Source organism: Kitasatospora sp. NPDC056531 (assembly GCF_042794375.1).
Lineage (GTDB): Bacteria > Actinomycetota > Actinomycetes > Streptomycetales > Streptomycetaceae > Kitasatospora.
Genome location: NZ_JBHTTU010000148.1, coordinates 1 through 10,072, shown reverse-complemented (window position 1 = coordinate 10,072; position 10,072 = coordinate 1). Strand labels below are relative to the sequence as shown.

General features: G+C 69.6%; 11 protein-coding genes and 2 pseudogenes. 9 read left to right on the top strand and 4 right to left on the bottom strand.

The window, feature by feature from the left end; genetic code table 11:
• Nucleotides 1-335: pseudogene (locus ACFQ87_RS42190) on the top strand (IS110 family transposase); the annotation flags it as partial.
• Nucleotides 336-389: 54 nt separating this feature from the next.
• A complete protein-coding gene (locus ACFQ87_RS42185; RefSeq protein ID WP_380616274.1) occupies nt 390-755 on the top strand; it encodes a DUF6368 family protein in 366 nt (121 codons plus the stop codon).
• A gap of 311 nt (nt 756-1,066) precedes the next feature.
• Here the strand turns inward: ACFQ87_RS42185 and ACFQ87_RS42180 are convergent, their stop codons facing one another.
• Together ACFQ87_RS42180 and ACFQ87_RS42175 are read right to left on the bottom strand one after the other, a co-directional pair.
• Nucleotides 1,067-1,855: a hypothetical protein gene (locus ACFQ87_RS42180; protein WP_380616273.1), complete on the bottom strand. Its 789-nt coding sequence runs from the start codon at nt 1,853-1,855 to the stop codon at nt 1,067-1,069.
• A 178-nt stretch (nt 1,856-2,033) separates the two neighbouring features.
• Nucleotides 2,034-2,318, bottom strand: a complete 285-nt coding sequence (locus ACFQ87_RS42175) for a hypothetical protein (RefSeq protein ID WP_380616272.1) — start codon at nt 2,316-2,318, stop codon at nt 2,034-2,036.
• Nucleotides 2,319-2,883: 565 nt separating this feature from the next.
• Between ACFQ87_RS42175 and ACFQ87_RS42170 the strand changes: the two genes are divergently transcribed.
• Together ACFQ87_RS42170 and ACFQ87_RS42165 are read left to right on the top strand one after the other, a co-directional pair.
• Nucleotides 2,884-3,540: a hypothetical protein gene (locus ACFQ87_RS42170; RefSeq protein WP_380616271.1), complete on the top strand. Its 657-nt coding sequence runs from the start codon at nt 2,884-2,886 to the stop codon at nt 3,538-3,540.
• A gap of 151 nt (nt 3,541-3,691) precedes the next feature.
• Nucleotides 3,692-4,447 carry an ABC transporter C-terminal domain-containing protein gene (locus ACFQ87_RS42165; protein WP_380616270.1) on the top strand — a complete coding sequence of 252 codons (756 nt, stop codon included), beginning with the start codon at nt 3,692-3,694 and terminating at the stop codon, nt 4,445-4,447.
• Here the strand turns inward: ACFQ87_RS42165 and ACFQ87_RS42160 are convergent.
• A complete protein-coding gene (locus ACFQ87_RS42160) occupies nt 4,425-4,757 on the bottom strand; it encodes a hypothetical protein (protein WP_380616275.1) in 333 nt (110 codons plus the stop codon). The genes ACFQ87_RS42165 and ACFQ87_RS42160 overlap by 23 nt on opposite strands.
• Nucleotides 4,758-5,189: 432 nt before the next feature.
• Here ACFQ87_RS42160 and ACFQ87_RS42155 point away from each other — a divergent pair.
• The 3 genes and pseudogenes from ACFQ87_RS42155 to ACFQ87_RS42145 all read left to right on the top strand — a co-directional run bounded on the left by ACFQ87_RS42155 (nt 5,190) and on the right by ACFQ87_RS42145 (nt 7,947).
• Nucleotides 5,190-6,246: pseudogene (locus ACFQ87_RS42155) on the top strand (integrase core domain-containing protein).
• Nucleotides 6,247-6,346: 100 nt separating this feature from the next.
• Nucleotides 6,347-6,646, top strand: a complete 300-nt coding sequence (locus ACFQ87_RS42150) for a transposase (RefSeq protein WP_380616269.1) — start codon at nt 6,347-6,349, stop codon at nt 6,644-6,646.
• Nucleotides 6,647-6,711: 65 nt separating this feature from the next.
• On the top strand, nt 6,712-7,947 hold the full coding sequence (locus tag ACFQ87_RS42145) for a transposase (RefSeq protein ID WP_380616268.1): 1,236 nt from the start codon (nt 6,712-6,714) through the stop codon (nt 7,945-7,947).
• A 73-nt stretch (nt 7,948-8,020) separates the two neighbouring features.
• Here the strand turns inward: ACFQ87_RS42145 and ACFQ87_RS42140 are convergent, their stop codons facing one another.
• Nucleotides 8,021-8,407: a hypothetical protein gene (locus ACFQ87_RS42140; protein WP_380616267.1), complete on the bottom strand. Its 387-nt coding sequence runs from the start codon at nt 8,405-8,407 to the stop codon at nt 8,021-8,023.
• A gap of 124 nt (nt 8,408-8,531) precedes the next feature.
• Between ACFQ87_RS42140 and ACFQ87_RS42135 the strand changes: the two genes are divergently transcribed.
• Both ACFQ87_RS42135 and ACFQ87_RS42130 read left to right on the top strand, forming a co-directional pair.
• A complete protein-coding gene (locus ACFQ87_RS42135) occupies nt 8,532-8,882 on the top strand; it encodes a PadR family transcriptional regulator (protein ID WP_380616266.1) in 351 nt (116 codons plus the stop codon).
• A complete protein-coding gene (locus ACFQ87_RS42130) occupies nt 8,879-9,886 on the top strand; it encodes a hypothetical protein (RefSeq protein ID WP_380616265.1) in 1,008 nt (335 codons plus the stop codon). Before ACFQ87_RS42135 ends, ACFQ87_RS42130 begins: the two co-directional genes overlap by 4 nt.
• Nucleotides 9,887-10,072 lie beyond the last annotated feature (186 nt).

The window sequence follows — 10,072 nt, the reverse complement described above, 5'->3', positions numbered from 1 at the left end:
AGTCCGCAGGCAAGCAGAAGTCCGGGCGCAGACGCCACGGAAACCGCTGGCTCGGCGCCGCGCTCGGCACCGCCGCGATGGCGGCCTCCCGCACCTACCTCGGCGCCCGCTACATGCGCCTGATGCCCCGCCTGGGCAAGAAGAAGGCCCTGGTCGCCCTCGAGCACTCCATCCTCACCGCCGTATGGCACATGCTCACCCAGGACGCGGGCTTCCACGACCTGGGCGGCGACTACTACACCAGACACGACCCCGAACGCGCCCTGCGCAGGATCACCCGGCAGGCAAACGCCCTCGGTCTGACCGTCCGCTTCGAACCCATCGAAGCGGCATGACCGCCGCCGGCCCGCGGTCAGTCAGCCGTTATTTTCGGACCAGAGGACGAGGAGATGCCTGCCGAGGACGAGGACTACTCAGCTTTCGCTCGTCCACCGGTGCAGGGGCTTGTAGTCGGAGCCGGCTGCTCGGGCTCGGTGAACCACGTGCTACTCGGTCACCTGGCGCTCACTCTCGCCCTCCGTCTCGATGCGCTGGTCGACTTCGACGGTCTCCTGAGTAGCCTCCCCGCCGCGGGAGACGACACGGGGAACGAGGCGGTGCTGGCCCGGGGGAGGGCCCTGGCGTCAGCCCTCCCGGGGAGGCTCGCGGAGATCTCCTATGACACCGGGGGCGGAGGGCGGTGGCATCGGCACGTCGGCGACGTGGAGTTCCTGCGGGCATGGCTGCAGCACCCCGATTTCCACTTGGTCAAGTAGCGCCTCGGTTCGGAGTTGGCGACAACTTGCTTGCCGAATGATCACCAGCTGTCAGATACCTCGCTGATTTAGCGACAATTGCCATGCTGGCCTGACGAGAGAGGCGCACGTCGAGGAGCACTGTTAGCGACAAGTAGCGTGCTGAGTCACAGTTAGTTTGCGAGTTCGCGGCTGTCCTGGTCACTGACGGTGCTGGTGGACGCTCAGCTGGCTTTGTTCACGAGAACGGCAGTTTTCACTTGCCGCCGACAGTGGGCGCCCAGGAGGGCGCCGCGCCCTTCGCGGAGGACCGAGTCGGGCGGGGCGCTCCGTCAGGCGGGAACGGTCTTGATGACAGCGTCGGCGAGCGGCGAGAGCTGATCGGACAGCTTGTCGAGGTCTGCGGTCCGGCCGTCGGACCACTGGGCCGAACCGACGACCACGCCGTGCCCGTAGGCTGCGAAGCTCTGCACACGGCCGCTGTCGGCCGGCAACCGGCGCAGACCCGAATCCGTGGGCGGGACATGGACGGCGACCTGGAAGGAGTCGGCGTGGGAGCTGAGAAAGCTCACCAGGTGCACGCCGTCGCCCTGGTCCGCCATGGTGAACAGCGCCACGTTGTACTGGTTGCCTTCGGCGTCCTTGTACAGCGCCAGGTTGACTCCGAGACAGCCGTGGCCCTGCGTGATCAACCCGGCGAGGGTCGGCGCGACGGTGTCCGGGCCGGTGCAGTTCGAGCGCGCCACGCTCGCCACCAGCGTGTACCCCTGGACCTGCGCCGGAAAGACGGACAGCGGCATCGCCGAGACCGGAGCGCCGGATGCCGTCGACGAAGCACTGATCGACGGCGTCGCCACGTGCGGCGAGCGATCGGGCGATGCCGGCGCAGCCAGCGCGGCCGGTGCAGGGCTCGACGGCCGGAGCAGGTACGCCCCCGTGCCCGCTGCCACCAGCAGCGCAGCGGCCACCGGAAGCAGCAGCCGACGTCGCGCGTTTCGTCGCACGGGCCGCCGCGCCTGTTCGGCGACACTCGGCTCCCGTACCGCGTTGTCCTTCTCAAACTCCTTGACGAACTCTTCCCACGGGTCGTCACCGGATCCACGCATGCTCACAGCTTCCACACCTTAATGATCACTGCCACCGCTGGGAAGCCGCGCCCCGTGCCATCGCTGGTGCTGGCCCTGCCGAACCGGATGGTGCAGCCGTGCCGCTGAGCCTTCCCCCGGCCCGGGGAACGGGCGGGGGCAGGCGGCGCAGGATGTGCGGGATGTGCGGGCGGCGCGGAGGACGCGCTGGCCGTCAGAAGTGGTGGCTGGTCTCGCGGTCGGCCTTCTCGATCTGGTCGATCCGGTGCTGCAGGGCGTCGGCCTGGGCGCGGGCCTTACGGGCCGCGTCCCTCTCGCCCATGTGGTCCAGCCGGCTGGCCTTCTGACGAAGGTCCTGGACCTGCTGGCGTATCTTATTGAGGTCAACGGTGATCGAGGCCGCCGCGGCGGGCTGGGCAGCGGCGACCTGGGCGACCGTCGCCAGGGCACCCCCGGCCAGGGCAGCGGTCAGAACGAGGGCCGGGATGCGTCGACGCATGGTGACTCCTTACGGTGGTGCGGTTTCACGGACTGGGCATCATCGGATTACCAGTCAGTAATCATCCTGACATGACTGTTCGTCACCGATCACACCGGTGGCGCCCCGGCACCATCTTGGAGGCCGCCACCGTCGAGAGGCTCAGGTGACCGCCCAGCCCGACCACGAGCCATGGGCGGCGGCCAGGGCGAAGACGACATCCGCGATCGGCCCGGGTTCGCGCCGGCCACCCGCTCGGAGGAAGCCGGCCCCGGCCCCGACCTCCTCAACTTCCTCGGCCGGTACACACTCTTTCGACCGCCCGGGGCACCGCAGGAGAGCCCACCCGGCCAGTGCTCACGCTCGGCGGATTCCGCCGCGGGGCCCAGGCAGCGGGCGTCCTCGCCGTGGACAGCGACCAGGTCTTTGAGAAGTCGCCGGTCCTTCGTAGTCCGGTCGTCCCTGGGTTCGGGCAGATCGGGGGGGTGGGGCGATCTCCTGTCCCGCGCCCGGGAAGTGTGAAAGGCGGGGCGCCGTGGTGGGTTGGCGTGGCAGGATCGGTGCAGTCACGTTGAGGGAGGGGTCTGTGGCGCTGAGTCAGGATGAGTGGGTGATGCTGGAGGCCGCCGCTGCCGAGAGCTCCGGCTGGCTGACCGGGGACCTGCCGCTGGAGCGCCGGATCGCGGAACACGGGACCGTCCGTCGCCTCGTCAGAGCGAAGCTGTGCGAGTTCGCCAGCCCCGAACTGCTCGACGGTTTCGCCGCCAGCGCATCGCGTCCGGTGTGGGCGCTCCGGGTCACCGAGCTGGGGCAGGACCTCCTGCGCTACCGGGTCCTGCGGGAACGCCTGGCTGAGCGGCCCGTCGCACCTGTGGCGGACTGCGTGCTTGACACCACGATCAGCGTGCGCGGCTTCGACCTTCCTCTACTCCGTACCGTCTGTAAGGACGCGGAGCTCGGCCTCCTGCCCGGGGTGGACGCCGGTCTATTGGGCGCGGCACTCGCCAGGGCGCGCCCGGTCGACGGCTCCAGCCGGCACAGCGTGGACGTCACCAAGGCCGAGCTCGCGGTGATCCTGCGGGTGTTCTACCTGGAATCCCTGCGCGGCGGCGGCGCCGCCGGCTACCACCACGTCCTGCGCTCGTCGCCTCTGACAGACGTCCTCAGGCCCGATCCGGTGAGCCGCCCGGAGGCCACCGCCGTACGGGCTCGCGCCGCCGCCCCCACCACGACGGCCCGCTGAATCCGAGCCGCGCGTTCGCGCCGATACGCGGGCATCCACGCCGGTCCGGGGCCGGATGCCCGAATTCCCGTGTACGGGCCGACAACGGTTCGTACGATCCGGTCTGGACCTGGCCGGGCAGCTGCCGGCCGCTGAAGCAGAGGGCGGGCTGATGGAGTACGTAGGCTGGACGGTGCTGGCCGCGCTGCTGGTTGGCGGCGTGGCGATCTGGCTACGTCAGCGCTACCCCGGTGGATGGCGCTACGCCCTGAGCACGGAATATGCCGGGCAGCGGCGCGACCTGGACACCGCCCGAGGCAAACTGCAGGGGCTGCACCGCGAAGCGGACCGCGCTCTCGCCGCGGCCCGCGCCGCAGTCGAAGCCGCCGAGCGCGCCCGCCGGAGCCGCATCGCCCAGGCAGAGGCAGACCTCGCCCGGCTCCGGTCACCCGGGCGAGGCATGCTTCGGTCGTCGGTCGGGAGCGTTCTGTGGCTGTACGAGCACGTGCTGGTGGTGGAGGTGGGCGGCCGCGACGTCGAGTGCCCGCTGCCCGAGGTCTCGGTCCGTGACGAGTATTCGGACGGAAGCGGCCACGTCTACGTGGCGCTTCCGGACGGCCGCCGACAGATGGTGTCCGTCTCCCTGGAGGAGACACCGGAGGCCGAGGTACGCAGGTTCGTCGTCGCGGTGTTCAACGCCGCCGCCGACGAGAAGATCGCCAGGGCCGAGCGGCGGGCACGCGTGCCACAGGCCGAGGCCGAGCTGCGTGCGGCGAAAGCCGACACAGCCGACCAGGAGCAGGCGAGGGACCGGCTGGCCAAGGTGGAAGCCAGTCAGAAGTCGGACAAGCGCATCCCGCGCGCGCGTCAAGAGCTGGACGAGGCATTCGACCGGTGGGAGCAGCTCACCGGACACCGCCCGCAGTAACGCCCCCGCCAGGCCCGGCGCGGCCCCGGTTCAGCGCCCAGTGGGTGTGGGCTCTTGCTACCGTGAACAGCACGGAAAACTGGGGGACCTGATGACGAGTTTCCATGTCAAGCCAGCGGACATGATCCTGTCCTCTGCCGGTTTCACCGACCTGCATAACTCTGCTTCCCAGCTCTACCGGAGCCTGGTGTTCTCCCTGGACGACGCTGCGAGCATGGCGGGGGATGACGACGCCGGCAAGAAGTTCGCCGCCAAGTACGACCCCGCCGCGCAGAAACTCGTCGACGCGATGGCCCAGGTTGTCGGCCAACTCGGGGCAACCTCCAACGGCCTGTACACCATGGCGATCAGCTACCTCCAGACCGACGCGGATGTCGCTGCCGCTCTGATGGCCCCGCAGAAGCTCCCCGAGTCGGCCGATCCGCAGTGCGACGAGGAGGTCGCAAAGGCCAAGCTGCGCTCCGCGGCCGGGCACAACGACACCGGCTCGTCCACGAGATCCTCAAGAAGTTCTGGCCTCAGGGTGATCCGGGCAAGCTCCGCCAAGCCGCGAAGGACTGGAAGCACTTCGCGCAGCTCGTCAGCCGTCTGGGGACTGAAGGCGACAAGCGGGTGCAGCGGGTCACGGCCTCCAGCACCTCCAGCGCCGTCACCTCCTTCGCGCAGAACTGGGCAAAAATGCACGACGGCTGCGCCACCGAGGGCCGCGACCAACGCGTTCGCCCTACTACGCCTGCTGCCGATGAGCGGCCGCGAGAAGGACATCGAGATCCTGGCGCTGCGGCACCAACTGCTGCTCCTGCAACGCCAGGTCGGAAAGCCCAGGTTCACCGACACCGACCGTGCCGTCCTTGCCGGCCTGCTCCACCACGTCCCGATGGGAAAGCTGCGGCACCTTCTGCTCCTGGTCCGCCCGGACACGATCCTGCGCTGGCACCGCGACCTGCTCAAGCGGCACCACGCCACCACCTGCGTGTCCAAGCGCCGTGGACGCCCGCCCACGGTCCGGTCGATCCGCGCCCTGGTCCTGCGCCTCGCGCGCGAGAACGCCTCGTGGGGGTATCGCCGGATCCACGGCGAACTCGCAGCCCTCGGTATCAAGGTCGCCGCCTCCACCGTCTGGGAGATCCTCCGCGAGCACGGCATCCCACCCGCGCCCGAGCGGCAGGGCACGACCTGGGCCGACTTCCTGCGCAGCCAGGCCGAGGCCCTGCTTGCCTGCGATCTCTTCGAGACCCGCACCCTGACCGGGGCCCGCCTGTACGTCTTCGCCGCCATCGAGCACTCCATCCGGCGCATCCGAATCCTGGGCGCCACCGCACACCCGACGGCGATGGGGGTACCTCCCGGCCGAAGGCTGGGGGAGGATCGTGCAGCTCGGACGCAACCTCCTCATGGACCTGGACGACTTCGGCAGCAGGACCAGGTTCCTGATCCGAGACCGCGACTCGAAGTTCACGGCCTCCTTCGACGCCCTGATGACCAACACTGGCCTGAACATCGTGGCCACCGGCATCCGGATACCGCGGATGAACTCCGTCATGGAGCGCTGGATACAGACCTGCCGACGCGAGCTGCTGGACCGCACCTTGATCTGGAACCAGCACCACCTTCTCCACGCGTTGCGCGAGTTCGAGACCTTCTACAACGAGCACCGGCCGCACCGAACCCTGACGCAAGCCGCGCCACTCCGCCCGCTACCCGAACCGATCAACGAACCAGCACAGATCGGCCATCTGGAGGTCCGTCGGCGAGACCGACTGGGCGGAACCCTCCACGAGTACCAACATGCCGCTTGAACAGGCCGGATGATTAATCGGCACCCACAGTGCCGAGGTCCCGGTGTTGACCGCGCGGATGGCGCGGGCCAGCAACCCCGGTGGTACGACGGCGATGTGGGTGCGTGACCGTCTCGGCGGCCTGTGGCGGGACGAAGACTTCGCCGACTGGTACCCGCGCGACGGGCGCCCGGGGCTCTCGCCCGCGCAGCTGGCCACGGTGAGCGTGCTGCAGTTCCTGCTGGGCCTTTCCGACCGCGATGCCGCCGAGGCCGTGCGCTGCCGCATCGACTTCAAGTACGCGCTCGGCCTCGAGCTCGACGACCCCGGCTTCCACCACAGCGTTCTCAGTGACTTCCGCGACCGCCTGCTGCAGGACGGCGGGCGGACCACCTCCTCGATCTCGCCCTCGCCCGCCTGAAGGAGGCCGGACTGGTCCGCGAACGCACCACCCAACGCACGGACTCCACCCACGTCCTGGCCGCCGTGCGTGACCTGACCCGCCTCGAACTGGTCACCGAGGCCATGCGCGCGGCCCTCGAGGAACTCGCCCGAACCGCCAGCCACGCACTGAACGACCTGGTCGATGAGGACCGGGGACGCCGCTACGGACGACCGGTCCGCCTGGGCAAGAACCCCACTCGGCCCAAGACCAGGATCAACACCACCGGGGCAGATGCCCGTCGCCTGCTCGAACACCTCAGCTGCAACCATCCCGGCCTGCTGGCCGGCCCCCAGGTGCAGGCCCTGCGGCAGGTCTTGGTGCAGAACTACCACTGGGACCCTACCGGGCGCCTGTGCTGGCGCGACGATGACGACGACAGCGGTCTGCCACCATCGGCGAAGCGGATCATCTCGCCCTACGACCTGACGGCCCGCTACGCGCGCCGAGGGCAGGTCACCTGCTGGAAGGGGTTCCTCGCGCACGCGACCGAGACCTGCTCCGGCGAGGGCCCCAATGTGATCACGGACGTGGTCACCATGCCGGCCACCAGCGCCGACACCGAGGTCCTGCCCGGCATCCACACCCGCCTGGAACGTCGGGGCCTGCGACCCGAGGAGCACCTGGTCGACGGCGGCTACACCTCCCTGGTCCACCTCGAGCAGGCCGAACGCGGACACCGGATCACAGTCGTCGGACCGCTGCCGGGCAACCCCACCCACCAGCACCGCCGAGGCGAGGGCTTCGCCCGCGACGACTTCCGCATCGACTTCGACCGCCAGGAGGTCACCTGCCCGCAGGGCCAGGTCAGCAAGGGCTGGCACGGCCCCTACCCGACATCCTCGCCGACCGCGGCCCCGCTGATCGTGGCCCGCTTCACCAAGAGCCAGTGCCAACCCTGCCCGGCCCGAGCCAAGTGCACCACCTCCCGCGACTCCGCGCGCAACGTGGGCTTTCCCCCACGAGAGCTGCTCGAACTGCAACTGCGCAACCGCGCAGAGCAGCAGGAACCGGCCTGGCACAAGCGCTACGCGGTCCGCTCCGGCATCGAGGGCACCATCTGCGAGTTCGCCCACGGCCACGGCATGCGCCGCTGCCGCTACCGCGGGCAGGCCAAGGCCCACCTGCAGCACGTACTCACCGCCATCGCCGTCAACATCGAACGCCTCAGCCGGCAGCCGCCCGGCGAAAGCGCGCCTCCACGACCACCGACGGCCTTCCAGGACTATCTCGCCCAGCAGGGCATCCCGCGCCTACGGTCCTGGCGAGCCGTCAACTGAAGCAGCACCAGCCAAGATCCCCGACAGAGTCAAAGCTCAGCTCCGAAGCCTTTCGGCCAGCTCTGGCACTGCCTCAAGGACCGCTGGCTCTTCGATGGACAGGAGGCTTTCCTGGCCCCGGCGATCGCTGTTGCGGCCTGACGGTACAGGCGTTCGGGTCCGCCCTGAGGCAGGATTCCAAATCGGTGCGTCGGTGCTGGGGCAGGTGGTCGCCGAGTGGGGTCTGCCGCGGGCTGTGCTCGCCGTCGCAGATCCAGCTCCGCTCGTCCGCGTCGAACCACCATGGCTGGGCGCCCCACATCGGGTGGCCGCCGAGCAGACGTCGGGCCAGTGCCGAGCATCCCTCGGGGGCGCCTTGGGCGATCAGCGCCTCGGTGACGGTGTCCACGGCCCCTGCCGGGACGGCGGAGTCGCCGAGCACCGGCAGGAGAAGCAGCAGCCGGGCATGCCGGTCAGTCACACCGGTGGCTCTCGGCGCAGCAGCTTGTTCCAACCGTCCGGTAAGGCAGCGGTCATGACGCACATTCGCTCTCCAGCGATGATTCGCAGGACAGCATATGCCGGTAGGAGATATATATAGGCGCATGACAGAACGCTCCCTGCAGGAGCCCACGCTGCTTCTGCTGACCGCGCTGGCCGATGCCCCCAGGCACGGCTATGCCCTCATCCAGGAGATCGCCGCGATCTCCGACGGCCGGGTGAAGATGCGCACCGGCACTCTCTACGGCGCGCTGGAACGGTTGCTCGGTCAGGGCCTGATCCGGGTCGAGAGCCAGGAGATCGTCGACGGCCGGGCCCGTCGCACCTACGCCCTCAGCGACTCCGGCCGCGAGGTGCTCAGCGCCGAGGCGGAACGCCTCCGCGCCGTCGCCGCCGAGGCCGATCGCCGGCTGTCCGCCGCCCGTCCGTGGCTGAAGGGGGCCTTTGCATCATGAGCGACCGCGTTCTGAGGGGGGCCCTGCGCCTGTACCCGGCCAAGTACCGGCGTGAGTGGGGCGAGGAGATCGCGGCAGTGTTCGCCGGCATCACGGCCGGCGCGGGCCGTTGGGCCGTCGCGCGTGAGCTGTTCGACCTGGCGGGGCACGGCGTGCGGGCTCGTCTGGGCTTGAGGTCCGGCGGTACCTTCGCACGCCTGGCGGCGATGGCCGCGCCGTTCGCGGCCGCCGCGGCGGCGGGCATCTCCCTGATGGACCTCTACGCGCTGGCACGCGACTGGCTGCGCCACGGGGATGCGGCTCTGTGGGTTCCGTCCGCCCCGCCGTTCTATTACGCGTACTGGATCGGCCGGGGCAGCGAGGCGTTGTTCCTGGCCGTGGCGGGCGCTGCCGTGTTCGGGCGGTGGACGGTCGCGCGGCTGCTCGGACCGGTCGCCGTGCTGCTCGCGGTCGTGACCTGGCTTGTCGAGAATCTCGACTTCATGGCGCACCACCACACGGTGTGGATCAGGAGCCTGGTCGGCCTGGTCATCCAGGTCGGCCCCCAGTCGCTGTGGGTTCTGATCCTGCTCGCCGCCCCGCCGGACCTGCTGGGCCCGGCCACCTGGCGACGCGGTCTAGCCGCAGTCGCGGGGGTGCTGGTCGGCGGTGTGATGTGGGGCCACACGGTCATGTATGGCCTCTTCCGATCCCTGAGCATGCTCGACGGTGCGCTCCGTCCCGCCTTCCCGGTCTGCGAGCTGGTGCTGCTCCTGGTGGCTGTGCCAGTCCTGCGGCGCGGTCGATACGCCCCTGCGGCCGCGGCACTCGCCGGTGCCCCGATCGGCCTGGTCTCGCTGGTTGTGACCATTCACGCGCTGTGGAGCCCGTATTCCAGGGATGAGGCCATGGCTGAGCTCGGAGTGCTCGCGGCGGTTGCCGTGGTCGGGGTGGTCACCGCGATCGTGGTGGAAAGCCGCTGGGCTCCGGCCGCACCTGAGCGGAGGCCGCCAACGGTCGGTTGATCGCCCCTGCCGGGCATGGGGCACACCTCCAGCCCCCCGCGAGCGCGGCGGCCGGGTAGGCACCGCGCTCCCGGGGCCCCGGTGATCACTGCCCAGGTTCAACCAGTCGTTGCAACAACAGCACCCTGTTGGATCAACAGTAGCTGCTCGTTGAAGACTTCGGCGGGTGTCCTCCACCCCAGTGTC

What these genes read in the sequence shown, in the direction of transcription:
- ACFQ87_RS42130 (WP_380616265.1), top strand. Translation starts at nt 8,879, where the DNA reads ATGAGCGACCGCGTTCTGAGGGGGGCCCTGCGCCTGTACCCGGCCAAG.
- ACFQ87_RS42135 (WP_380616266.1), top strand. Translation starts at nt 8,532, where the DNA reads ATGACAGAACGCTCCCTGCAGGAGCCCACGCTGCTTCTGCTGACCGCG.
- ACFQ87_RS42165 (WP_380616270.1), top strand. Translation starts at nt 3,692, where the DNA reads ATGGAGTACGTAGGCTGGACGGTGCTGGCCGCGCTGCTGGTTGGCGGC.
- ACFQ87_RS42185 (WP_380616274.1), top strand. Translation starts at nt 390, where the DNA reads ATGCCTGCCGAGGACGAGGACTACTCAGCTTTCGCTCGTCCACCGGTG.
- ACFQ87_RS42175 (WP_380616272.1), bottom strand. Translation starts at nt 2,318, where the DNA reads ATGCGTCGACGCATCCCGGCCCTCGTTCTGACCGCTGCCCTGGCCGGG.